24 protein-coding genes are annotated in these 23,361 nt (G+C 74.9%); 15 read left to right on the top strand and 9 right to left on the bottom strand.

Annotation, left to right across the window (positions count from 1 at the left end; translation table 11 throughout):
• Window positions 1-4: 4 nt before the first annotated feature.
• Genes HWY08_RS02920 through HWY08_RS02905 form a run of 4 tightly spaced genes read left to right on the top strand, consistent with a single transcriptional unit; the run spans window position 5 to window position 2,507 of the window.
• Window positions 5-469: a DUF4442 domain-containing protein gene (locus HWY08_RS02920; RefSeq protein ID WP_176062706.1), complete on the top strand. Its 465-nt coding sequence runs from the start codon at window positions 5-7 to the stop codon at window positions 467-469.
• Between the two features lie 42 nt (window positions 470-511).
• Entirely contained in the window at window positions 512-664 is a 153-nt protein-coding gene (locus HWY08_RS02915; RefSeq protein WP_176062704.1) for a hypothetical protein, read from the top strand.
• Between the two features lie 15 nt (window positions 665-679).
• Window positions 680-1,816: a thioredoxin domain-containing protein gene (locus tag HWY08_RS02910; protein WP_176062702.1), complete on the top strand. Its 1,137-nt coding sequence runs from the start codon at window positions 680-682 to the stop codon at window positions 1,814-1,816.
• A 13-nt stretch (window positions 1,817-1,829) separates the two neighbouring features.
• On the top strand, window positions 1,830-2,507 hold the full coding sequence (locus HWY08_RS02905) for an O-methyltransferase (RefSeq protein ID WP_176062701.1): 678 nt from the start codon (window positions 1,830-1,832) through the stop codon (window positions 2,505-2,507).
• Window positions 2,508-2,534: 27 nt separating this feature from the next.
• Here the strand turns inward: HWY08_RS02905 and HWY08_RS02900 are convergent, their stop codons facing one another.
• Window positions 2,535-3,785 (bottom strand): THUMP domain-containing class I SAM-dependent RNA methyltransferase, encoded by a 1,251-nt coding sequence (locus HWY08_RS02900; RefSeq protein ID WP_176062699.1) that lies wholly within the window; start codon window positions 3,783-3,785, stop codon window positions 2,535-2,537.
• Between the two features lie 34 nt (window positions 3,786-3,819).
• Window positions 3,820-4,755, bottom strand: coding sequence for a GGDEF domain-containing protein (locus tag HWY08_RS02895; protein ID WP_176062697.1), 936 nt, complete (start codon window positions 4,753-4,755; stop codon window positions 3,820-3,822).
• Between the two features lie 201 nt (window positions 4,756-4,956).
• On the opposite strand from HWY08_RS02895, the gene HWY08_RS02890 reads away from it, so the two are divergent.
• From HWY08_RS02890 to HWY08_RS02850, 9 genes are all read left to right on the top strand, one after another.
• Window positions 4,957-5,661 carry a response regulator gene (locus tag HWY08_RS02890; RefSeq protein ID WP_176062695.1) on the top strand — a complete coding sequence of 235 codons (705 nt, stop codon included), beginning with the start codon at window positions 4,957-4,959 and terminating at the stop codon, window positions 5,659-5,661.
• A gap of 9 nt (window positions 5,662-5,670) precedes the next feature.
• Entirely contained in the window at window positions 5,671-6,807 is a 1,137-nt protein-coding gene (locus HWY08_RS02885; protein WP_176062693.1) for a sensor histidine kinase, read from the top strand.
• A gap of 144 nt (window positions 6,808-6,951) precedes the next feature.
• A complete protein-coding gene (gene pstS / locus HWY08_RS02880) occupies window positions 6,952-7,989 on the top strand; it encodes a phosphate ABC transporter substrate-binding protein PstS (protein WP_176062692.1) in 1,038 nt (345 codons plus the stop codon).
• Window positions 7,990-8,020: 31 nt separating this feature from the next.
• Window positions 8,021-8,971 carry a phosphate ABC transporter permease subunit PstC gene (gene pstC / locus HWY08_RS02875; RefSeq protein ID WP_176062690.1) on the top strand — a complete coding sequence of 317 codons (951 nt, stop codon included), beginning with the start codon at window positions 8,021-8,023 and terminating at the stop codon, window positions 8,969-8,971.
• Window positions 8,968-9,819 (top strand): phosphate ABC transporter permease PstA, encoded by an 852-nt coding sequence (pstA, locus tag HWY08_RS02870; protein ID WP_176062688.1) that lies wholly within the window; start codon window positions 8,968-8,970, stop codon window positions 9,817-9,819. Before pstC ends, pstA begins: the two co-directional genes overlap by 4 nt.
• Window positions 9,820-9,833: 14 nt before the next feature.
• Window positions 9,834-10,574 carry a phosphate ABC transporter ATP-binding protein PstB gene (gene pstB / locus HWY08_RS02865; protein ID WP_371869292.1) on the top strand — a complete coding sequence of 247 codons (741 nt, stop codon included), beginning with the start codon at window positions 9,834-9,836 and terminating at the stop codon, window positions 10,572-10,574.
• A gap of 13 nt (window positions 10,575-10,587) precedes the next feature.
• Window positions 10,588-11,271: a phosphate signaling complex protein PhoU gene (gene phoU, locus HWY08_RS02860; protein WP_176062686.1), complete on the top strand. Its 684-nt coding sequence runs from the start codon at window positions 10,588-10,590 to the stop codon at window positions 11,269-11,271.
• A gap of 110 nt (window positions 11,272-11,381) precedes the next feature.
• The gene (locus HWY08_RS02855; RefSeq protein ID WP_176062684.1) at window positions 11,382-11,873 is read left to right on the top strand and encodes an ATP-binding protein; all 492 of its coding nucleotides are present in this window, start codon (window positions 11,382-11,384) and stop codon (window positions 11,871-11,873) included.
• Window positions 11,873-13,270: a PP2C family protein-serine/threonine phosphatase gene (locus HWY08_RS02850; protein WP_176062682.1), complete on the top strand. Its 1,398-nt coding sequence runs from the start codon at window positions 11,873-11,875 to the stop codon at window positions 13,268-13,270. Before HWY08_RS02855 ends, HWY08_RS02850 begins: the two co-directional genes overlap by 1 nt.
• A gap of 34 nt (window positions 13,271-13,304) precedes the next feature.
• Here the strand turns inward: HWY08_RS02850 and HWY08_RS02845 are convergent, their stop codons facing one another.
• From HWY08_RS02845 to HWY08_RS02815, 7 genes are all read right to left on the bottom strand, one after another.
• Complete coding sequence (locus HWY08_RS02845; protein WP_176062679.1) at window positions 13,305-13,688, bottom strand: hypothetical protein; 384 nt, start codon at window positions 13,686-13,688, stop codon at window positions 13,305-13,307.
• Between the two features lie 302 nt (window positions 13,689-13,990).
• Window positions 13,991-15,142, bottom strand: a complete 1,152-nt coding sequence (locus HWY08_RS02840; RefSeq protein ID WP_176062677.1) for an HNH endonuclease — start codon at window positions 15,140-15,142, stop codon at window positions 13,991-13,993.
• A 489-nt stretch (window positions 15,143-15,631) separates the two neighbouring features.
• Window positions 15,632-16,225 carry a phosphatase PAP2 family protein gene (locus HWY08_RS02835; protein ID WP_176062675.1) on the bottom strand — a complete coding sequence of 198 codons (594 nt, stop codon included), beginning with the start codon at window positions 16,223-16,225 and terminating at the stop codon, window positions 15,632-15,634.
• A gap of 96 nt (window positions 16,226-16,321) precedes the next feature.
• On the bottom strand, window positions 16,322-17,317 hold the full coding sequence (locus HWY08_RS02830; protein WP_176062673.1) for an ABC transporter substrate-binding protein: 996 nt from the start codon (window positions 17,315-17,317) through the stop codon (window positions 16,322-16,324).
• Window positions 17,314-18,078, bottom strand: coding sequence for an ABC transporter permease (locus HWY08_RS02825; protein ID WP_176062671.1), 765 nt, complete (start codon window positions 18,076-18,078; stop codon window positions 17,314-17,316). Before HWY08_RS02825 ends, HWY08_RS02830 begins: the two co-directional genes overlap by 4 nt.
• A complete protein-coding gene (locus tag HWY08_RS02820) occupies window positions 18,008-18,934 on the bottom strand; it encodes an ABC transporter ATP-binding protein (RefSeq protein ID WP_176062669.1) in 927 nt (308 codons plus the stop codon). Before HWY08_RS02820 ends, HWY08_RS02825 begins: the two co-directional genes overlap by 71 nt.
• 74 nt (window positions 18,935-19,008) lie before the next feature.
• Window positions 19,009-20,001 carry a THUMP domain-containing class I SAM-dependent RNA methyltransferase gene (locus tag HWY08_RS02815; RefSeq protein WP_176062667.1) on the bottom strand — a complete coding sequence of 331 codons (993 nt, stop codon included), beginning with the start codon at window positions 19,999-20,001 and terminating at the stop codon, window positions 19,009-19,011.
• 115 nt (window positions 20,002-20,116) lie between these two features.
• On the opposite strand from HWY08_RS02815, the gene HWY08_RS02810 reads away from it, so the two are divergent.
• Both HWY08_RS02810 and HWY08_RS02805 read left to right on the top strand, forming a co-directional pair.
• A complete protein-coding gene (locus HWY08_RS02810) occupies window positions 20,117-21,715 on the top strand; it encodes an ABC-F family ATP-binding cassette domain-containing protein (protein ID WP_176062665.1) in 1,599 nt (532 codons plus the stop codon).
• 768 nt (window positions 21,716-22,483) lie between these two features.
• Window positions 22,484-23,326, top strand: coding sequence for a class I SAM-dependent methyltransferase (locus HWY08_RS02805; RefSeq protein ID WP_176062663.1), 843 nt, complete (start codon window positions 22,484-22,486; stop codon window positions 23,324-23,326).
• Window positions 23,327-23,361: the final 35 nt, after the last annotated feature.

The following is a 23,361-nucleotide window of genomic DNA, read 5'->3' as shown; positions in this document are numbered from 1 at the left end:
CCGCGTGCTCCTCAAGGAAACGGCGCTCGTCCGCCTGCTCGGCCTGAAGATCCCGGTGCTGCTCTTCCTCGGGCCGCGGGTCCTCGAGCTCGACGACGCGGGCTGCGCGGTGGAGATCCCGCTCGGCTACCGCTCGAAGAACCACCTCGGGTCGATGTACTTCGCGGCGCTCCACGCCGGGGCGGACGTCGCTGCCGGGCTCAACGCCACCCGGCTCATCCTCGCCCGGCACCGGAAGGTGAAGCTCATCTTCAAGGACGCCCACGCCGACTTCCTGAAGCGCGCCGACGGCGACGTCGTGTTCCGCTGCCGCGACGGCGCGCGGATCCGCGACGCGGTGGAGGAGGCCGACCGCACCGGCGAGCGCGTGACGCTGCCGGTCGAGGTCGTGGCCACCGTGCCGAAGAAGTACGGCGACGAGCCGGTGGCGCGCTTCACGCTCGGGCTCAGCATGAAGCGCAAGGAGTGAGCGGGTGCGGCGGACGCCGCGCGGGCGTGCTAGGACATGGGGGTGCGCCGCCTGCTCGCCGCTCTCGCCCTCGCGCTGGCCGTGCCCGCGGCCGCCGCGGCGCCGGTGGTGATCGAGGACGACTGGCCGCGCGCGCTCGCCCTGGCCAAGGCGAAGGACCGGCTGGTCTTCGTCGACGCCTGGGCGCCCTGGTGACACACCTGCCGCTTCATGCGGGCGAGCGTCCTCCCGGACGCGCGCCAGCGGCGGCCCGCCGGGCGGTTCGTCTGGCTCAGCGTCGACACCGAGGACCCGCGGAACGCCGCCTTCCTGGAGCGCTTCCCCATCTCCTCCTATCCCACCTTCCTCGTCATCGACCCGCGCGAGGAGCGCGCGGTGCTGAAGTGGCTGGGCAGCGCCAGCGCCCCGCAGCTGGCGAAGCTGCTCGGGGACGCGGAGCGGCGCCGGCCGCGCGGCGCGGACGCGGTCCTGGCGCGGGCCGATCGCGCCCAGGCCGAGGGCCGGCTCGGGGACGCGGAGCGCGACTACCTCGCGGCGCTGGCGCAGGGCGGGCGGCGCTGGGGGCACCGGCCGCGGGCGGTGGAGTCGCTCGTGCTGGCGCTCTCCGGCGGCGGTCTGCTCGAGGGCTGCGCCGAGACCGCGCTGCGCGAGGCGCCGGCGCTCCCGCGCGGCCCCTCCTTCGCGAACGCGGTCGCGACCGGGCTCGGCTGCGCCGTCGCGGCGGAGCCCGACCAGCTCTGGCGCGGGGCCGCGCTGAAGGGGCTGACGCCGCTCGCCCGCGAGGCGCTCCAGCTGCGGGGGCTGCTCGCCGACGACCGCTCCGGGCTCTACGAGGCGCTGACCGAGGCGCGCGCGGCCGAGGGCGCCCGCGCCGAGGCCAAGGCGATCGCCGAGGCGTGGTGGCGCTTCCTCGAGGACGAGCGGCGCCGCGCCGGCACGGCCGAGCAGCGCACCGCGCTCGACGGCCCGCGGGTGGCCGCGGCGCTGGCGCTCGAGGATCCCGCCCGGGCGCTGCCGGCGCTGGCCGCCTCCGAGGCGGCGCTGCCGGCCGACTTCAACCCGCCCTACCGCGCGGCGCGGCTCCTGCTCGAGCTGGGCCGCCGCGCCGAGGCGCGCGCGGCCATCCAGCGCGCGCTGGCCCACGCCTATGGCGGCCGGAAGCTCGGGGTCTACCGGCTGGCGGCGCGCATCGAGCGGGAGGACGGCGACCGCGCCGCGGCGGCGCGCGCCCTCGACGAGGCGCTCGCGTACGCGGAGCAGCTGCCGCCGCCCCAGCGCAAGCCCGACCTCGTCGCGTCGCTCCGGGCGCAGCGCAGCGCGCTCGAGGACGCCGCGGCCGCGCCCTAGGGAGGAGGACGCCATGGGATCGCCCCTGGTGAAGGGCTTCGGTCAGGGCGACCCGGCGCTGGCGCGCTGGGCCGAGGAGGTCTTCGCGCCGGAGGACGCGGTGCTGCGCGAGATCCGCGAGCGCTCCGCGCGCGCCGGGCTGCCCCCCATCGCGGTCGGCCCGATGGACGGGCTGCACCTGGAGGTGCTGGCCCGGGCGGCGGGCGCGCGGCGCGCGGTCGAGATCGGGACCCTGGGCGGCTACAGCGGCGTGTGCCTCGCGCGCGGCATGGGGCCGGAGGGCGTCCTCCACACCTTCGAGCTCGACCCGGCCCGCGCCGCGCTGGCGCGCGCCTCGTTCGAGCGGGCCGGCGTGGCCGGCCAGGTGCGCGTGCACGTGGGCCCGGCGCTGGAGCGGCTGCGCGAGGTGGAGGGGGAGGGACCGTTCGACCTCGTCTTCGTCGACGCCGACAAGCAGGGCTACCCGGCCTACCTGGCCTGGGCCGAGGAGCACCTGCGCGTGGGCGGGATCGTCCTCGGCGACAACGCCTTCGCCTTCGGCCACGTCCACGAGCGCGCGCCGGCGGGTGAGGACGCCGCGGCGGTGGCGCCGCTGCGCGCCTTCGCCGAGCGGCTGGCGCGCGGCGGGCGCTTCCGCGCCACGATGCTGCCCACCGCCGAGGGGCTGGCGATGGGGGTCAAGGTCGCGTAGGGCGGGGGCTCGCCCCCGGCGCGGAGCTCACCGCAGGCGATAGCGGAGCAGCCGGACCTCGAGCGGCCCATTCCAGAGCCGGTGCCGCACCTCGGCCCGGCCCATGGCGGCGTCGAGGTGCGGGTTGCCGGACAGGAGCACCGCGCTCCAGCCGTGGAAGCGGCCCAGCGCCTCGGCCATCCCGCGGTAGAGCCCCTCCAGCTTGAGCTGCGAGACGTGCGCGGCGCGGCGGTCGAAGGCGGGCGGCTCCTCGCGGCCCCCGCGCCGGCCGGCGCCCGGGCGTGCGCCGCGCGGCGCGCCGCCCGCTCTCCCGCGCTCCTCGTCGCCCGGCTTCCCCATGAGCCGCTCGCCGTAGGGCGGGTTCATGCACAGCGTCCCCGGCGCCATCCCCGGCTCGGGCGCGAGGTCGCGCACGTCGCCGCGCTCGAAGCGCAGGTCGGCCAGCACGCCGGCGGCGGCGGCGTTCTTCCGGGCGGCGTCGAGCGCCTTGGTGAAGAGGTCGCGGGCGACGATGGGCGCCGGCGCGGCGGGCAGCGCGGCGCGGCGCGCCTCCTCCTTCATGCGGTCCCAGGTGGACTGGAGCGCGCCGCGGTAGGCGGGCCAGCGCTGGAAGCCGAACGGGCGGCCCAGCCCGGGGGCGATGCGGCGCGCCGCGAGCGCGTGCTCGATGGCGAGCGTGCCGGAGCCGCACATGGGGTCGATGAACGGCCGCTCGCGGTCGACGCCCCCCAGGGCCAGCACGGCGGCGGCCAGGGTCTCCTTGAGCGGCGCCGGGGTCATGCCGGAGCGGTAGCCACGGCGGTGGAGCGGCTCGCCGGCCAGATCGAGCGACAGCGTGGCCTCGTCGCCGGCGACGTGGAGCACGATCCGGACGTCGGGGTCCTTCGGATCGACGTCGGGCCGCGCCCCCAGCTTGTCGCGCAGCGCGTCCACCACCGCGTCCTTCACCTTGAGGGCGGCGTAGCCGGAGTGGGTGAGGCCGGAGTCGCGCAGCGTGGACTCGACCGCGAGCGTGGTGCGGGTGGTGAGCCAGGCGCTCCAGTCCACCGCCCGCGCGCCGTCGTAGAGGGAGGCCGCGTCGCCGGCGGGGAAGCGCGCCAGCTCGAGCAGCACGCGCATGGCCACGCGGCTGTGCAGGCAGGCGGCGAGGCCGGCCTCGAGCTTCCCCTCGAACGAGACGCCGCCTTGCTCGCCGCGGACCGCGTGCAGCCGCAGCGCCGAGAGCTCCCGGCGGAGCGCGCCCTCGGTGCCCTTGGCGCAGGTGGCGAAGTATTTCATCGCGGCACTCTAGCCCATCGTGCCGGAGCCTGCCTCAGCCCGCCTTCTCCAGCGGCAGCGAGAGCTGGGTGCCGATGACCTGGAACCGCGCCGCGTCCTTGCCCGACCGCTTCGCCTCGTACATGAGGCGATCCGCGTGGCCGAGCATGTCGTCCACCGAGAGGGGCGGCGCCAGGAAGGTGACCGCGCCGATGCTGAAGGTGACGATCCAGCCGTAGCCGGCCATCGTCTCCTGCAGCGCCGTCCGGAGCCGCGTCGTGAGCGCCTCGGCGGTGACCCCGTCCGTGTCCACCCAGAGGAGGCCGAACTCGTCGCCGCCCAGGCGCGCCACCGTGTCCACCGCCCGGGTGCCGTGGCGGAGGGTGCTCGCCACGGCCACCAGGAGCAGGTCGCCCTGGGCGTGGCCGAACCGGTCGTTGATGACCTTGAAGTCGTCGCAGTCGAGGTAGGCGACGGTGATGGGGCGGCCGGTGCGGCGCGCCCGCTCCAGCTCCACCCCCGCCTGCTCGACGAAGTCGCGCCGGTTCGACACGTGGGTGAGGGGGTCGGTGCGGGCGAGCTGCTGCTCGACCTCGAGCCGGTTCTTGAGCGCGCCGAAGAGGAGCGTGAGCGCGAGGAAGACCCCGAGCTGCACCGCCAGGTTCCAGGCCACCACCCCGAGCGGCAGCGGCTCGCGGCGGGTCATGAGGTCCACCGCGGAGGAGATGAGCGCGCTCTGGGTCGAGACCAGCACGCCGGCGCGGAGGGAGACGAACCAGGTGGCGAGCCCGATGGGGCCGAGGTAGAGGAGCGTGAACGAGACGTCGGCGCCGGTGAGGTGGTCGCCGAGCGCCACGCAGCCCATCAGCACGAGCGCCAGCGCCAGCGCGGCGCGCCGCGGCAGGCGGGCTGTCCAGGCCTCCGCGCGCGCGAGCAGCACCCCCGCCGCATGGGTGAGGCGGTGGCCGCGGCGCGGCGCGCGCCCGGGCATGGAAAGTCCTGGAGACGTGCCTCGCTCCGGAGGTACGGCGGGATGACCCAGCTGAGCCTACCCTGGGGATCCACGTCAACCGAGCGTCTGTGGGGTCAGGTAAGTGGACGCAAGCGGTCGGATGGGGCGCTCCCCGCGCGAAATCACCGGGTCGTCGCCGGGTCGCCACGTTCCCGACACGGCGCGCCTTAGAATCGCGGCGTGCCCGCCATCCTCATCGTGGACGACGAGCGAGACCTGCTCTCGGTGCTCGACTTCAACCTCCGGCAGGCCGGCTTCGAGACGCTGCTCGCCGCGAGCGGCGCCGAGGCGCTGGCCCAGCTGCGCCGCCGCGTCCCCGACCTCGTCCTGCTCGACCTCATGCTGCCCGACCTGTCCGGCACCGAGGTGTGCCGGACGCTCAAGAGCGACCCGCGCACCCGCGGCGTCCCGGTGATGATGCTCACCGCCAAGGGCGAGGAGGTGGACAAGGTCGTCGGGTTCGAGCTGGGCGCCGAGGACTACGTCACGAAGCCCTTCAGCGTCCGCGAGCTGGTGCTGCGGGTGAAGGCGCTCCTGCGCCGCGTCCACGGCGCCCCCGCGCCGGCCGAGGCGGGGCGCGGCCCCGAGCCGGTCGGCGCCATCCGCGTCGACGTCGAGGCCCACCGCGCCTTCGTCGCCGGCGAGGAGGTGACGCTCACGCCGCTCGAGTTCCGCCTGCTCGTCACCCTCATGTCCCGGGCCGGGCGCGTGCAGTCGCGCGAGCAGCTGCTCCAGGACGTCTGGGAGATGTCGAGCGAGCTCGAGACCCGCACCGTCGACACCCACGTGAAGCGGCTGCGCGAGAAGCTCGGCCCGGCCCGCGATCTGCTCGAGACGGTGCGCGGGGTGGGCTACCGGCTGGTCCCCCCCTCCGAGCGCGACTGAGCCGCCGCCGTGGCGCTCTTCAAGACGCGGCTGGCGCAGGCGATCCGGGCGCTGCAGGACGAGCTCGCCGGCGGGCCGCGCGCCGAGCTGCCGGCCGAGCTCGAGCTGCTGGGCGGGCTCGTCCACACCCGCGAGGAGCGGGCCCGCACCAAGGAGGAGCCGGAGCGGGAGATCCTCGCCGCGCTGCCCGACGCGGCGGCGGTGGTCGGGAAGGACGGCCTCATCCGCGCCGCCAACGCCGCCTTCGAGGCGCTGGCGCCGAGCGGGCGCGCCACCGGGCTCTCCCCCATCGAGATCACCCGCTCCGCCGAGCTGGACGAGGCGGTGCGGCGCGCGCTGGAGGGCACCGGCCGCGCGATCGAGCTCGAGCTGCCGGCGCGGCGGCGATCGTTCCAGGCGCAGGTGGCGCCGCTCCTGCGGGGCGAGGTGCTGGTGCTCCTGCGCGACGTCACGGAGGCGCGCCGGGCCGCGGCGACGCGGCGCGACTTCGTCGCCAACGCGAGCCACGAGCTCCGCACCCCGATCGCCGCCATCCGCGGCGCCGCCGACACGCTGCTCGGCGGCGCCCTGGAGGACCCCGGCGCGGCGCGGCAGTTCGCGGAGATGATCGCCCGCCAGGCGGAGCGGCTCTCCCGGCTGACCGCGGACCTGCTCGACCTGTCGCGGGTCGAGTCCGGCCAGTGGGTGATGCAGCTCGAGCGGGTGGAGCTGCAGCCGCTCGTGCAGACCGTGCTCGAGCTGCACGCGGGCCGGGCGGCGGAGAAGCGCCTCGCGCTCACCGGCGCCGTCGAGCAGCCGCTCGCGGTGCGCGCCGACGGGCGGGCCCTCGAGCACGTGCTCGTGAACCTGGTGGACAACGCCGTGAAGTACACGCCCGCCGGCGGCCGGATCGAGGTGTCGGCCGCGCGCGGCGAGCGCGAGGTGCTCCTCACGGTCGCCGACAGCGGCCCGGGGATCGCCGCCCACCACCTCCCGCGGCTCTTCGAGCGCTTCTACCGGGCCGATCCCGGCCGGGGGCGCGAGCAGGGAGGCACGGGCCTCGGCCTCGCCATCGTCAAGCACCTGGTGCAGGCCCAGGGAGGCGAGGTGGGCGTGGTGAGCGGCGCGTCGGGGAGCCGCTTCTGGGTGAAGCTGCCCGGGGCGTGACGACGCGCCCCGGCCGCGGGCGGCGAAGACGCTAGAACCAGCGGGCGGGAGCGGGCTTCCCGCAACCTTCACCCCGCCGTCACCGAACCGCCACGCGCCGGGCCTAAACCCTCCGCGACCGATTTCAAGGCTCAAGGAGACCACATGATGAAGACGCTGCGCCTCGCCGCGCTCCTCGCCCTCGCGGCGCTCGGCTCCGCCCGCGCCGACTCGCTGCTCATCACCGGCGCCGGGGCGACCTTCCCGTTCCCGCTCTATTCCAAGTGGTTCAGCGACTACAACAAGCTGAAGCCCGAGCTCCGGTTCAACTACCAGTCCATCGGCTCCGGCGGCGGCATCCAGCAGATCACGGCGCGCACCGTCGACTTCGGCGCCTCCGACGCCCCCCTGACCGACGAGGAGCTGGCCAAGGCCCCCGGCCTGCAGCACGTCCCGACCGTCCTCGGCGCCGTCGTCGTCACCTACCAGGCCCCGGTGGCCGACCTCCGCCTCACCCCCGAGACGCTGGCGGCGCTCTTCCTGGGCGAGATCACCCGCTGGAACGACCCCCGCCTCGCGAAGGACAACCCGGGCGCGAAGCTCCCCGACGTCCCGGTCACCATCGTCCACCGCTCGGACGGCTCCGGCACGACCGCCATCTTCACCGACTACCTCGCCAAGGTCTCGCCGGCGTGGAAGTCGAAGGTGGGCGCCGGCAAGAGCGTCAAGTGGCCGGCCGGCCTCGGCGCCAAGGGCAACGAGGGCGTGACCGGGCTCGTGAAGCAGACCCCCGGCGCCCTCGGCTACGTCGAGCTCGCCTACGCCACCCAGAACAAGCTCGCCATGGCCTCGCTGAAGAACCACGACGGCCACTTCGTCCGGCCCTCGCTCGCGGCCACGTCCGCCGCCGCGGCCGGCGTGGACGTCCCGCCCGACTACCGCGTCTCCATCACCGACGCGCGGGGCGCGGACGCCTACCCGATCGCCTCCTTCACCTACTTGCTCGTGTACCGGGATCAGCAGGACAAGGCGAAGGGCGAGGCGCTGGTGCACTTCCTGTGGTGGGCCGTCCACGACGGGCAGCACACCGCGCCCGGCCTCGACTACGCCCCGCTCCCGAAGCCCGTGGTGGCGCAGCTCGAGAAGACCCTCGCCTCGATCACCGTCCAGGGGAAGCCGGTCTCCCTTGCCACCTCCCGCTGAGCTCGCGACCGCCGCGCGCGGTCCCTCGACCATGGCCCCGCCCCGCCCGCCGCGCGCCGCCGCCGGCGGCCACGCCGGCGACCGCCTGTTCGCGGCCGTGCTGACCGCGCTGGGCGGGGCGGTGCTGCTGGTGGTCGGGGTGGTGGTGCTGGAGCTCTACCGGGTCGCGCAGCCCGCCCTGGCCAAGGGCGGGCTGCGGTTCCTCCTCGACCGCGACTGGGACCCGGTGCTGGGCTCGTTCGGCGCGCTGCCGTTCGTCTACGGCACGCTCGTGACGAGCGGCGTCGCCCTGCTCGTGGCAGTGCCGGTCTCGGTCGGGCTGGCGCTGTTCCTCTCCGAGATGGGGCCGCCCCGGCTCCGGCCGATCGTGTCGTTCCTCATCGAGACCCTGGCGGCCATCCCCAGCGTCGTCTACGGGCTCTGGGGCCTGTTCGTGGTGGTGCCGCTCCTGCGCGACCACGTCGAGCCGGCGCTGGGGCGCGCCCTCGGCTTCCTGCCGTTGTTCCGGGGCGCGCCCATCGGGCTCGGCTACCTCGCGGCCGGCCTCCTGCTCGCCATCATGATCCTCCCCACCATCTCCTCGGTGACGAGCGAGGTGCTGAAGACCGTCCCCTCCTCGCTGCGCGAGGGCGCGCTCGCGCTCGGCGCCACGCGCTGGGAGGCGATCCGGCTCGCGGTCCTGCCGTACGCCCGCCCCGGCATCCTGGGCGCGGTGCTGCTCGGCCTCGGCCGGGCGCTCGGCGAGACGATGGCCGTCACCATGGTCATCGGGAACGCGCCCGAGATCTCCGCCTCGCTCTTCGCGCCGGGGTACTCGCTGCCGGCGGTCATCGCGAACGAGTTCGCCGAGGCGAGCGGCGCGCTGCACCTCGGGGCGCTGGCGGGGCTCGCGCTGGTGCTGTTCGGGCTGGCGCTGGTGATGAACTCCGCCGCGCGCCTGCTGGTGCGGCTCGTCGCGCGGGGCGGGAGGGCGGCGGCATGAGGTCGCTCGCGCTGCGCCGCACCGTCAACGTCGCCGTGACCATCCTGTGCGGGGCGATGGTCCTGGTGGCGGTGATCCCGCTCGGCTCGCTCCTGTGGCTCGTGGTCTCGCACGGGGCGGCCGGGCTCAACCTCTCGTTCTTCACCTCCCTCCCCACGCCGGTCGGCGAGCCGGGGGGCGGGGTGGGCAACGCCATCCTCGGCACGGCGATGCTGGTCGGGCTGGCGTGCCTCGTCGGCCTCCCGCTCGGCATCGGCGCGGGCGTGTTCCTGGCCGAGCGCGGCGACGGCCCGTTCGGCCGCGCGGTCCGGTTCACCGCCGAGGTCTTCTCGGGCGTCCCCTCGATCGTCATCGGCATCGTCGCCTACGGCCTGGTGGTCGTCACCATGCACCGGTTCTCGATGCTGGCCGGCGGGCTCGCCCTGGCGCTGCTCATGGTCCCCACCCTGGCCCGCTCCACGGAGGAGCTGGTGCGGCTCGTGCCGCAGTCGCTCCGGGAGGCGTCCCTGGCGCTCGGGGTGCCGGCCTGGAAGACCAGCCTCCGGGTCGTGCTGCGGACGGCGCTGGGGGGCGTCGTCACGGCCGTGCTCCTCGCCATCGCCCGCGCCGCGGGCGAGACGGCGCCCCTGCTCTTCACCTCGCTCAACAATCAGTACTGGAACGTGCGACCCGACCAGCCCACCGCCTCGCTCACCGTGCAGATCTTCAACTACGCCATCAGCCCCTACGAGGACTGGCACCAGAAGGCCTGGAGCGCCGCCCTGGTGCTGCTGCTCCTCGTGGGAGGCCTCAACCTCCTCGCGCGCTTCGCGCTCCGGCGCAGCGCGGCCGGCGGGGGGCACGCGTGAGCGCCGACCCCAAGCTGCGGGTCGAGCGGCTGCAGGCCTGGTTCGGCGACCGCCACGTGCTGCGCGATGTCTCCCTGGAGGTGCCGGCCAGCTCCGTGATGGCGGTCATCGGCCCGTCCGGCTGCGGCAAGTCCACCTTCCTGCGCTGCCTCAACCGCATGCACGAGCTCGTGCCGGGCGCGCGCTCCGACGGCGGCGTCTTCCTCGACGGCGAGGACCTCTACCGGCGCGGGGTGGACCCGGTGCTGCTGCGCCGGCGGGTGGGCATGGTCTTCCAGCGGCCGAACCCGTTCCCCACCATGTCCATCCGCGACAACGTCGCGGCCGGCCTCAAGCTCAACGGCTTCCGCGGCACGCTCGACGAGATCGTCGAGCGGTGCCTGCGGCAGGCGGCGCTGTGGGACGAGGTGAAGGACCGCCTCAAGGCGCCCGCCACCTCGCTCTCGGGCGGGCAGCAGCAGCGGCTCTGCATCGCCCGCGCGCTGGCGGTGGAGCCGGAGGTCCTGCTCATGGACGAGCCGGCGAGCGCCCTCGACCCGGTCGCCACGGCCAAGATCGAGGAGCTCATGCACGAGCTCAAGGAGCGCTACACCATCGTCATCGTCACCCACAACATGCAGCAGGCGGCGCGGGTCTCCGACTACACCGCCTTCTTCTACATGGGCGAGCTGGTCGAGACCGGCGCCACCGAGCGCATCTTCACGAACCCGGGCGAGCAGCGGACGGAGGACTATGTCACGGGGAAGTTCGGGTAACGTCGGCGCCACCATGCCCACCACCCACACCGACAAGGCCTACGACCGCGAGCTGCAGGAGCTCCGCGACAAGCTGCTCGCCATGGGCGGCAAGGTCGAGGCCGCCATCGCCGGCAGCGTGCGCGCGGTGGTCGAGCGCGACGCCGAGCTGGCCCGGAGCATCAAGACGAGCGACGCCGAGGTGAACCGGCTCGAGGTGGAGATCGACGACGCCTGCCGGCGGCTGCTGGCGCTCCGCCAGCCCGCGGCGAGCGATCTGCGCTTCATCACCACCGCGCTCAAGATCGTCACCGACCTGGAGCGGATGGGCGACCTCGCGGTCAACGTCGCCGACCGCGCGCTCGAGCTGCACCAGGCCCCGCCGCTCGGGCCGCAGCACGACCTCACCTCGCTGGCCGAGGCGGCCGAGGCGCAGCTCGCCAAGGCGCTCGACGCCTTCGTGCAGCGCGACGCCGTGCGGGCCGAGGAGGTCATGCGCGGGGACGGGCTGCTCGACGCGCTCTACCTCAAGATCTTCAACGAGCTGCTGGCGCTCATGATGGAGGACTCGCGCGCCATCCGGCGCGCCACCGCCCTCATGTTCGCCGCCAAGCACCTGGAGCGGTTCGGCGACCACGCCATCAACCTGGCCGAGATGGTCATCTACATGGTGCGCGGCACCGACGTGCGGCACCCGCGCAGCCGGCTCGCGCGCTGAGCGCGCCAGCGGCGGAGGGCGCGCCGCTCCGTCCCCCCGACGAGGGAGGAGGCGGCGGCGTGCCGGGCTCCCGCCCGATCGTCCCCAGCCTGGGCTAACATGCGGCCCTCATGGACGCGGTCGCGCTCGACCTCCGGTTGCCGCCCGCGTGGGACGCGATCCTCGCCGCGTGGGAGCCGTGCCACGAGACGCTGGGTCGGGCCGGGCTCTCCCCCGAGGAGATCGAGCCGCTCTGCATGGTGGCGCGCGAGCTGCTCGAGAACGCCGTGAAGTACGGGTCGTACGCCGCGGGCGAGGCGATCGAGCTCCGGGTCAGGATCAGCCCCGGCGACGTCACCATCGAGGTGAAGAACCCGGTGGGCGGCACGCCGGAGCAGCTGCGTCGCGTCCGCGAGGCGCTGCGGTCGCTGCGCGGCGAGGACCCCATGCAGGCCTACGTGGAGCGGCTCAAGGCGCTCGCCGCCCTGCCGGCCGAGGCGAGCGGCGGGCTCGGCCTCGCCCGCATCGCCTGCGAGGGGCGCGGGCTGCTCGACTTCCACCTCGACGGCCAGAGCCGCCTGGCCGTGTCGGCGGTCTGGCTGCGCACCCGGGACCCCATCTGATGGACGCTCCGGCGCTGCCCGTCGCCGCGGCTGGCGCCGAGCCCGGGCGCCGCGACTTCGACGCCTACGTCGAGGAGCTCGTCCAGGCGTGGAGCGCCACCACGGCCCTGGTCGGGATCGTCCTCGTCCCGCTGTTCCTGGTGCTCGACTGGCGGGTGCTCCCCCCGGCGCTCTTCGCGCGCTGCGCGCTCTACCGGGCGGTGGTGGTGGCGGGCCTCGCCCTGCAGGTCGTGGTGGTGAAGACCACGCGCCCGGGCCGGTGGAGCTACCTGCACGGCTACGGCGCCTCGCTCCTCGTCGGCGGGGCCATCACCTGGATGACGGTCGACCAGGGCGGCTTCGACTCGAGCTACTACGCCGGCCTGAACCTCGTCATCGTGGCGGTGAACCTGTTCCTTCCCTGGCGCGCCGTCCACTCCGCGCTGAACTCGCTCCTCACCATCGCCGTGTACGTGGCGGCGAACCTCCGCTGGGGCGGGCCGTACGAGCCGGGCCGGCTCCTCGACCACCTGTACTTCCTGGGCGGGACCGCCGTGATCGGCGTGGTGCTCGGGCACGTGAAGCACCGGCTCGTCGAGCGCGAGTTCAGCGCCCGCGCCGCGCTCACCGACGCCAACGCGCGGCTCGTCCGCGCGCGCCGCGACCTGCAGGCCGCCCGCGACGCGCTCTGGGGCGAGATGGAGGTGGCGACCCGGATCCAGACGGCGCTGCTCCCGCCGGACCGGGCGCTCGGCCCGTACCGGGTGGCCGCGCTCATGCTGCCGGCCGCCGAGGTGGGCGGCGACTACTACGACATCGTGGAGAGCGACGCCGGGGCGCGCTGGGTGGCGATCGGCGACGCCTCGGGCCACGGCGTCGAGGCGGGCCTCGTCATGATGATGGCGCAGACCGCCGTCCAGACGGTGGTGCACCACCACCCGACGTTCGGCCCCGCGAGCGTGTTCCGCACCGTGAACCGGGTGCTCTTCGAGGACGTCTCGCGGCTCGGCGGTGGCCGCTACATGACGGTGAACCTGGTGCGCCTGGAGCCGGACCGGCTCGTCTTGGCCGGCAAGCACCAGGACCTCCTCGTCTGGAGGGCGGCGGAGCGGCGCGTCGAGACCGTCGTGAACGAGGGCGCCTGGTTGGGCCTGGTGCGGGAGGTGGAGGGGGAGGTGCCGGAGCAGGTGGTGCCCATGGCGCCCGGCGACGCCGCGCTCTTCTACACCGACGGCGCGGTGGAGGCGGTCGGGCGCGAGGGCGCCATGTTCGGCGAGGCGCGCCTGGCGGAGGCGCTGGGGCGCGCGGCGGCGCTCGGCCCGGCCGAGGCGCTGCGCGCCATCCTGGGCGAGGTGACGCGGTTCCAGGTGCGGCAGGCCGACGACGTGACGCTCATGCTGGTGCGGCGGGAGGCTTGACCGTCCGCCGCCCGGCCGGAGAGCGCGGCCGCCGCTACCCGTCGTCCGCCGCGAACACCACCATGGGCGCGGTCCCTTGCGGCGGGCGCAGCGCGCGCTTCAGGGCGTCGAAGGAGAGCGCCTGCCACTTCTGCGCGGCGTCGTAGCGCACGGTGAGCGGCACGCCGCGGTCCTGCGCCGCCCGGATGAACTGCACCAGCGCGGCGATGGTGGACGAGTTGAAGTACTCGAGCCGCTCGAAGTGGAGGGTCACGGCGAGCTGCTCGGCGCGCGCCGCGGCGAGCGCGCGGTCGAACAGCGGCGCGAGCTCCTTGCCGGCGTCGCGGCTCGTGCTCTTCCCCCGGAGCTGGACGTGCAGCTCGCCCGCGGCGCCGCGGTCGAACGCGGCCTCCAGCTCACCGATGGTGATGTTCTCCACCTGGCTCCCTCCTGCCCCCCGGCCGCCCGGGAACATAGCAGGGGCGTCCCCCGGCGACCACGCCGCACCCGCGCCGCGGCTCGAGGGCCCCTGCGCCGAGGAGCGGCCCACGCTGCTTCGCCCACTCTCTCTCCCCGCTGCGCCTCATGATTCGCCACAAGTCGCCCTAGGCACGTCCCAGCGGGCCGAGAGGTGCGTGGCCGTCCAGCGGTCGCCGCCTCGTCGAGCCAGGCGGCACCGTCCGGCGAGCGCCGCCGGCCAGGCGCCGCCCCCACGTCCGCGGCGCCGTCCGCGAGATCGGCTCACGATCCGGTACCGCGTCGTCGCTGCGTCCGCGTCGAGCCAGCGGCCTCAGCGCCCTCTCCGCACGCCCCAGAAGTGCTTCCGCCAGCGGCGGTGGATGGAGCGCTTCGGTCCGCGTCCTTCCGGAACTGGTCCATGTGCTCCCTGCCGAAGACTTGCACAGCGTGCAGGGAGTTGTGATCCCAGCAAGCCACTCTCAGGTTGTCGGCGGTGCTGCGCCCACCGAGCGCCACCGGGCGGATGTGGTCGAGCTCGAGCCGCTTCGTCGAGCCGCAGACGCTCCCGTCCGGCAGGCGGAAGGCACACCGGCCGCCGTCCCGCTTCCACACCTCCCGAGCCACCGCCGCCGGGACGTGGCGCGGGTCAGCGGAGGGCTTCTGAGGCGCCGGCCGGGGCTTCTTCACGAGGCCGCGCCGGCGGTCGGTCTTCTCGAGGAGGAGGTCGAGCGCGGCGGTGAGCACCGCCTCGGTGTCGCCGTCGGGAATGGCGTGGGAGAGCGCGTCCTTGGCGGCGTCGAGCTTGGCGAGGAACGCCTTCGAGACGGTGACGTGGTAGCGGCGGAGCTCGGCGTCGAGGGGCACCACCTCGTCGCGCGGGCGAGCCGGCGCGGAGAAGAGGTCTGCGTCTGGCTGTACCCTTTCGGACTTCGCCGGCGAAGTCCGTTCGGGTGCAGGCGCGGCGGTCAGCGCCTCCGCGGGCGCGCTCGCGCGCAGTGGCGGGGCGGAGCGCGCGAGGGCCGTGACCACCTCGCGCCGCGGCGGGTTCGCGAACGGCCTGAGCTCGGCGACGAGCGCCTCCGCCGCGCGCTTCGAGAGGCCGTAGAAGCGCGGCAGCACCTCGCCCGCGTTCTCAGGGGTGAGCGCCTTCGAGAGCTCGTAGACGACCGACATGCACACGCGGCCGTCGCGGAGAGGCTCCACCACGGCGGGGAACCGCTGGACGAGCGCAGCCGCGGTCATCCGACGAGCGGCGGCGCTGCTCGTGAGCCGGAGCTCGCGCTCGGGGTATTGGAAGAGCGAGGCGTAGCCGAGCGTGCCCCACCCGCGCTGGCGGTCGAAGTCCGCCAGGGCGACGAGAAACTCGGCGAGTCGGCTCCGCTCCTCGGCGAGGAGCGAGGCGATGCGGCGGGAGAGCGCGCGGGCGTCGGTCATACGGAGAGTGTCTCATGCGTTTCGCGGGCCTCCTGGGACGCGCGAGGCTCGCGCTGGGACCGCTCGGCGGCCACACCCGGCGAGAAAGGGCTCGGCCGATCGTAAAGGCTTCCAGTCGCCCGGGGCGGCCGCGGGAGAGGCCTCCTCGCGCCTTCGCGTCCGCCGAAGCGCGATCCGCGCGGGAACGCGTCAAGCTCCCTTGCGGGGCGATCGTGACGAGCCGTGAACGCAGGTCTGCCCGGTACCCCTCCGCCGCTGGTCACACGCGTTTACTGTCAGCAACCGCTGTGAGCCGGACCACGCCCGGCCGCCTCGAACGTGCGGCCCCGCCTCGCGCGCGACGCCCCAACGTCCAGGAGCGCCCGCGGCCGCGGTGACCCCCGCCCACCTGCCGCGCCCCTCCCTGCCGAACCCCGCCCGCTCGCGCGAAACCGCTCCGAGCTGCGGGCGGGGCGAGGAGGAAGTGGGGACTCGCGGGATCCCGGACCGTCACGGGACGAGGAGGCGCGTGCCGGCGCCCGCCGCCGCGCCGAGGAGCGTGCCCACCGCCACGTCGAGCGGGTAGTGGGCGCCGAGGTAGATCCGCGAGAGCGCGATGCCGGTGGCGAGGAGCAGCGCCGGGGGGCCCGCGAAGTACGGCTCGCCCGCCACGGCGACCGCGACCGCGAACGCCGCGGCGGTGTGCCCGGAGGGGAAGGAGAACGCGTCCGGGTTCTCCGCCAGCGCCTCGAACCCTTCGATGGCGGTGGTGGGCCGCGCGCGGTTCAGGCTGCGCTTCAGGGCCTGCGCCGCGAGCGCGCCGGCGAGCGCGCCGAGGCCCACCCGCAGCCCGAGGTGGACGGTGGGGCGGCGCCCGGTGGCGAGGAGGGCGAGCGCCGCGGCCGTCCAGGAGCGCGCGTCGCCGGCGGCGGTCAGCAGCCGCGCCAGGCGCGTGCGCCAGGGGCCGTGGTACCGGCGGAAGTGGAGGAGCAGCCGCTCGTCGTACCCCAGCAGCCTGGCGAGGCGCGCCAGCCGCTCCGGCTCGACCGACGCCCCGGCGAGCGCCCCCTCGACCACCTGGAGCTCGAGCTCACGGCTCTCCATGTCGCCATCCTGCCGGGCGCCCGCGACGCGAGCGTGGCCGGTCTGCAACATCTCCACGGCGGCGGCGCCCCGGGAGACTCCCTGTGGCGCGGCTCGTCACCGCGCCGCCCCCGCGCGCGATTCCTCGAGCAAGGAGAGGTCCACCAGCCCGGTCAGGTCCCCGGGCGGCGCGTAGGCGAGCTCCTGCGCGTGCCGGGCTCCCTCCAGGAGCTGCGGCGCGAGGGGATCCGCCACCGGCTCGAGCCGCGAGAAGGCGTCCTGCAGGATGGGCTCGGAGAGCGGATGGCCGGTCAGGCGCCCGTACTGCGCGTTGGCGGCGCGGGCGAAGGCGGCCGGGTCGGCCTTCCAGCGCTCGGTGAGGGCGAGGTGGACGCGCAGGGCGGCCACCACGTCGCGGCGCCGCGAGGCCAGCGCGGCCCGGCTCGCCACGATCACGGTGGTGGGGAAGCGGTGCCCCTCCCAGAGGTCGCGCTCGTCCACGAGGAGGTGCGCGCCGGCCTCGGCCAGGAGCCGCGCGCCCCAGGGCTCGGGCACCCAGGCAGCCTCCAGCTCGCCGCGCCCGAAGAGCCCCAGGATGTCCGGGTTGGAGAGCGGCTGGACCTGCACCGCCGCCGGGCCCTCGCCGATGCGGAGGCCCTGCTGCTTGAGCCACACGCGCAGCGCGATGTCCTGGGTGTTCCCGAGCTGGGGGGTGGCGACGCGCTTGCCGAGGAGCTCGCGCGGGGTGCGGGCGGTCCTCGCGACCAGCACCGCGCCGCCGGAGGCCGCGCCCGCCACCACCCGCAGCGCCTCGCCGTGCGAGCGCAGGTACGCGATCGCCGCCGGGCCGGGGCCCACGTAGGCGACGTCCACGTCCCCGGCGAGCAGCGCCTCCATCGCGGCCGGCCCCGCGTTGAACTGGCGCAAGGTGATGGCGCCGCCCAGCTCGCGGGCGAAGAGCCCCTCGCTGGTCCCGACGAGCGCCTGGGCGTGGGTGAGGTTCGGGAAGAACCCGAGCCGCAGGGGACCGCTGGGCGCGGCGCCCCGCCGGCAGCCGGCGAGCGCCGTCGCGGCCGCGAGGACCAGGGCCGCGGCCCGCGCGCGCCGGCTCATACCGCCTCCGTGAGGCCCCAGCGCCGGCGGATCTTCACCTCGACCAGGCGGAACAGCACCTGGTCCACCACCGAGCCGACCGCCACGATCGCGATCATGACCGCCATGACCTGCGGCACGTCGAGCAGCTCGCGGCCGGCCTGCAGGAGCTGGCCGAGCCCGCCGGCGACGAAGAGGAGCTCCCCGGCCATGAGGGCGCGCCAGGCGAAGCTCCACCCGAGCTTGAGCCCGGTGACGATGCCCGGCAGCGCGCCCGGGAGCAGCACGCCGAGGTAGAAGCGCGGCCCGCGGACGCCCAGCACGCCGGAGGCGCGCAGGAGCAGCGGATCGATGGCGGCGACGCCGTCCTCGGTCGAGATGGCGATGGCGAGCAGCGAGCCCATGACCACCACGAACACGATCGCCTGCTCGGAGAGCCCGAACCACAGGAGCGCCAGCGGGAGCCAGCAGATGGACGGGAGCGCCTGCAGGCCGAGCACGAGCGGCTTCACGGTGGAGCGCATCCAGCGCAGGCGCGCGTTGGCGATGCCGAGCGGCACGCCCACCAGCGCCGAGAGCACGTAACCCTGCCCGAGCCGCCCGAGCGAGCGCACCACCGCCGCGCCGAGCCGGCCGTCGGCGATCATCGTGCCCAGGCTCCGCGCCACCGCCACCGGGCCCGGAAAGAGGTAGTGAGGCCAGGGCCCGATCCTAGAGGCCAGCTCCCACAGGAGGAGGAGCGCCGCCAGAGACGCGGCCCTCTCCAGGAGCGGTCCCTTCATCCGCGACCTCCTTCCGTCCGCCGATGGGCGGCGGCGTATCGGTGATGAGCTCGGCGCGCCCGAGCATGGCGCGGATGCGGCGCGACATCTCGACCAGCGCCTCGTCGTCCGGGTCGCGCGGGCGGGGCAGCCGCACCTCGAGATCCTGCAGCACGCGGCCGGGGCGGCCGGCCATCACCACCACCCGGTCGCCCAGCACCAGCGCCTCGCGGATGTTGTGGGTGACGAAGACCACCGTCTTGCGGTCGCGCATCCAGATCTGCTGCAGGAGGTCGTGCATGCTGGCGCGCGTCTGCGCGTCGAGCGCGCCGAACGGCTCGTCCATGAGCAGGACCGCCGGGTCCATCGCGAGCGCCCGCGCCAGCGCCACCCGCATGCGCATCCCGCCGGACAGCTCGTGCGGGAGCGCGCCCTCGAAGCCGTGCAGGCCCACCCGCTCGATGAAGGCGGCCGCCCGCGCCTCCGCGTCGGCCTTCGCCAGGCGGCGGCCCCGCAGGACGAAGACCAGGTTCTGCCGCACGGTCAGCCACGGGAAGAGCGCCGGCTCCTGGAACATGAGCACCCGGTCCGGCCCGGGGCCGGTCACGTCGCGCCCGTCGAGCGAGATGTGGCCGCCGGAGGGCTTCACCAGGCCGGCCAGCGCGTAGAGCAGGGTGGACTTCCCGCACCCGGAGGGGCCGAGCAGGCAGACGAACTCGCCGGAGTGCACGTCGATGTCGACGTTCCGGAGCGCCACCACCTCGTTGCGGAAGGTGTGCCCGACCCGGCGCACCGCGAGCTTCGCCACGCCCTGGCGCGCGCGCGAGGGGACGAGGAGGTTCTTCGCGGACAGGCGCTGACGGAGGCGTCTCAGCACGCGGTAGATGATGGGCTGGCCGCAGCGCCTTGGCTCGGCAGGGCGACGGCTCTCTTGGGGAGCGGCCGAGCGGGTCAGGTGCCCGGCGGGGGCTCGTGCGCGCCGCCGCGCGGCGGCGCGGCGCCGTACAGCAGGAGGCGGCAGGGCAGGCCGCCGTTGCGGACGCGGAGCACGCGCGCGGGCGTCCCGGGGAGCGCGCGCTCGAGCGGGCGATCGGGGGCGAGCACGGCGGCGCGCCACCCGACCGCGCGCGCCAGCAGCGCGGCCAGCGCGCGCCAGGCCGCCTCGACCTCCTCCGCCAGGCGCAGGCCGTACGGTGGGTTGACCGCGAGGAGGCCCGGCGCGGGCGGGAGCTCCGCCTCGGCCGCGTCCCGCCGATCGAAGTGGATGGCGCCGGCGAGGCCGGCCGCGGCCGCGTTCTTCTGCGCCAGCCGGAGCGCCCCCATGTTGCGGTCGGAGGCGTGGATGGGCGCCGGCGCCTCGCGCGCCAGCGCCGCCAGGCGCGCCCGGACCGCCTCCGTGGCCGCGCGGTCGTGCCCCGGCCAGCGCTCGAAGGCGAAGGACCGCCCGAGGCCGGGCGCGCGGCGGGTGGCGATCGCCGCGGCCTCCAGGGCGAGCGTGCCGGAGCCGCACATCGGGTCGAGGAAGGCCTGCGAGCCGTCGAACCCGGCCGCGAGGAGGACGCCCGCCGCGAGCGACTCGCGCAGCGGCGCTGCCCCGACCCGCGCCCGCCAGCCGCGCTTGAAGAGCGGCGCGCCGGCGGCGTCGAGCGAGAGGGTGGCCGTCCCCCGATCCCGCCGGACGGCGAGCGGTGCGCCCGCGCCGAACCGGGCGCGCGCGGCGGCGAGGGCGCCCGCGAGGCCGCGCTCGGGCCCCTCGAACACCCGGAGCGCGACCGCGTCGGCCACGCGCGAGCCCAGGCAGGCGAGCGCCAGCGCGGAGGGACCGCTCGCCTCGGCGCCGCCCGGGACGGCGCGCGCCTCGAGGCCCAGGCCGGACAGCTCCGCGGCCAGGACCTGCTCCAGCCCGGGCGCACAGGCCGCGAAGAGGCGCTCGCGCTCGCTCACGGGGAAGCCTCTACCATCCCACCTCGCCAACCGTCCCGATTTCGGTTAAGAAACCGCCGGGCCGCGCCTCGCGCCCGCGCGCAGTCCTCACCACCGGCGCGCGCGGCCTCTCCACATGATCTCAGTTCAGAACGTCAGCAAGGCCTTCGGGCCGAAGAAGCTCTTCGAGGACGTGAACGTCGCGTTCCCGCCCGGGCGGCGCTACGGCCTCACCGGTCCCAACGGCGCCGGCAAGACCACCTTCATGAAGATCCTCGCCGGCGACGAGGAGCCCGACTCCGGCGACATCCTGAAGCCGAAGCGGCTCGGGATCCTGCGCCAGGACCAGTTCCGGTACGAGGACGACCGCGTCCTCGACGTGGTGCTCATGGGCAACCCCGCGCTCTGGTCGGCGATGCAGGAGAAGGACCGGCTCCTCGCCAAGGCGGACATCTCGGAGGCGGACGGGCACCGACTGGGCGAGCTGGAGGGCATCATCGGCGAGGAGGACGGCTACACGGCCGAGGCGACCGCCTCCGAGCTGCTGGAAGGCCTCGGCATCCCGCAGGAGGCGCACGAGCAGCCCATGCGCGCCCTCGCCGGTGGGTACAAGCTGCGCGTGCTGCTGGCGCAGGCGCTGTTCGGCCGCCCGCAGGCGCTGCTCCTCGACGAGCCCACCAACAACCTCGACATCGAGTCGATCCGGTGGCTGGAGAAGTTCCTCCACGCCTACGAGGGCGTGCTCGTCACCATCTCGCACGATCGGCACTTCCTGAACGCGATCTGCACCCACATCGCCGACATCGACTACCAGACGATCATCACCTACACCGGCGGCTACGACGACATGGTCCGGCAGAAGGGCCAGGTGCGCTCGCGCGTCGAGGCGGAGAACTCCGAGAAGCAGAAGAAGATCGCCCAGCTGCAGGACTTCGTGGCGCGCTTCCACGCCGGCACCCGCGCCTCCCAGGTGCAGAGCCGCATCCGCGCCATGGAGAAGCTCAAGCTCGAGGATCTCAAGCGCTCCAACATCGCCGCCCCCTTCATCAAGTTCGAGCAGGCGAAGCCCTCCGGGAAGCAGACGCTCACCGTCGAGGACCTGGCGAAGAGCTACGGCCGCCGCGAGATCATCCGCCCCTTCAGCGCCCTCGTCACCCGCGGCGAGAAGGTGGCCATCATCGGCAAGAACGGCGTCGGCAAGACCACGCTGGTGCAGATGCTCGTCGACCAGCTGAAGCCGGACGGGGGCACCGTGACCTGGGGTCACCAGGCGTCGGTGGGCTACCTGCCGCAGGACCACGCCGGGCTCATCCGGCCCGGCACCACCGCCTTCGGCTGGCTGCGCGAGCTCGAGGACAAGCTCTCGAACGAGGAGATCTCGGGCCTGCTCGGCCGGATGCTCTTCTCCGGCGAGGAGCGCATGAAGCCCACCGACACGCTCTCCGGCGGCGAGATCGTGCGGCTGCTCATGTCGAACCTGATGCGCACCAAGGACAACGTGCTGGTGCTGGACGAGCCGACCAACCACCTCGACCTGCAGGCCATCGCGGCGCTCAGCGAGGGGCTCGGTCGCTACGAGGGCACCGTGCTCATGGTGACCCACGACCAGCAGCTCATCGGCGAGGTCGCGACCCGCATCTGGGCGCTGCGCGACGACGAGCCGGTGCTCGACTTCAACGGGACCTTCGACGAGTTCCTAGAGAAGCACCCGGATCTCGCGGCGCACCACCGCTAGCGGGGCGCGCGCCCCGCGGGTCCGTACGCTCGGCGGTTCCGAGCGGGGGCGGCGGGGTGGCCCTCCGGCGGTGCTCGGCAACGACCTGGCGGGCTGGTACGGCGGGCGGTGCAGAAACGCTCGGCGGCTTGCACCGCAACGTGCCGCGCCGGCGTGGGGCGCGGGGTACGCGCGCCGGCGCGGCACCGGCGGTGCAGCGCCCGTCGGTCGAACGTAGTCTTCCGCAAGTCGGCCTGCGCTCCGGCGGAGGGCCACCCCGCCGCCCCCAGGGCGGGCGCTGCCGGCCGCGCGGGCGGGAGAGGGTTGCGAGCCAGGAGCTGGAGCCTGACCCCCGATGGCACGCGAGGCGGTCGCCGCAGGTCAATGGAGCTCCTTCTCCATCAGCGCCCGACTGCCCATGCGAAGAAGATCAGATCACCGAATTCTCGCTCGCGCGGTCAGCACCGCTCGCGATGGGGGGCGGCGGGGTGGCCCTCCGCCGGAGCGCAGGCGACCTGCGGAAGATCTCCGCCCACCGCACGGCGCGCTGCACCGCCGGTGCCGCGCCGGCGCCCGTGCCCCGCGCCCCAGGCCGGCGCGGCACGTTGCGGTGCAAGCCGCTGAGCGTTTCTGCACCGGCCGCCGGATCAGCCCGGCAGGTCGTCCCGAGCACCGCCGGAGGGCCACCCCGCCGCCCCTGCTCGGAACCGATCTGCGGACGGAACAGACGGACCGACCAGACGGGCCGAACAGACCCAACCCCGAGGCCCCGCTATGATGCAAGACCGCATGCGCCGACAGGTCAAAGCCCCCGCGGTCCCCCGCGAGCTCGTGCCCGGGCAATCCACCGCGCTCCTGCAGGAGCTCCACCTGCTGACGCGGACGGGCGACCTCAACGCCGACAGCCTGCGCAAGCTGAAGCAGGTGAACCACCTCGTCCGGCAGCTCCGGCCGGCGGTGGAGGACGTGCTGGCGCGCTTCGGCGATCCCGTCATCGTCGACTGCGGGGCGGGGAAGGGTTACCTGGGGTTCATCCTGTACGAGCTCTTCGTCGGCCCCGCCGGCAAGGGCACGGTCGTGTCCATCGAGTCGCGCCCCGAGCTGACCGCCGCCGCCGAGGCGCGGGCGCGGCGCCTCGGGTTCGAGCGGATGCGCTTCGTCACCGCCGAGCTGGAGGCCGCCGAGCTCCCGCCGCGGGTCCACCTCGTCACCGCGCTCCACGCCTGCGACACCGCCACCGACGACGCGCTGCTCGTGGCGCTGCGCCATGGCGCCGACCACGTGGCGGTGGTCCCCTGCTGCCAGGCCGAGGTGGCGCGGCAGCTCGAGCGCGCCGAGGCGCCCGCGCCGCTGCTCGCGCCGCTCTTCGAGCACGCCTGGCACCGCCGGGAGTTCGGCTCCCACCTCACCAATGTGCTGCGGGCGCTGGCCCTCCAGGCGCACGGGTACCGGGTCACCGTCACCGAGCTCGCCGGGTGGGAGCACTCGCTCAAGAACGAGCTCATCCTCGGCCAGAAGACGCGCGCCCGGGACGCCGCCGCGCAAACCCGGCTCGAGGCGCTCGCGGCCGGCGCCGGCGTCCGGCCGAAGCTCCTGCGGGCGCTGGCGCGCGAGGCGGCGGCCACGCCCTGAGCGCGGGAGCGCAGACACCCTCCCGCCGCCCGCCC

The organism is Anaeromyxobacter diazotrophicus, assembly GCF_013340205.1.
In the GTDB taxonomy this organism is placed as follows: Bacteria; Myxococcota; Myxococcia; order Myxococcales; family Anaeromyxobacteraceae; genus Anaeromyxobacter_A; species Anaeromyxobacter_A diazotrophicus.
Note: the sequence above shows the minus strand (reverse complement) of the source record. Positions and strands in the feature narration are given on the sequence as shown.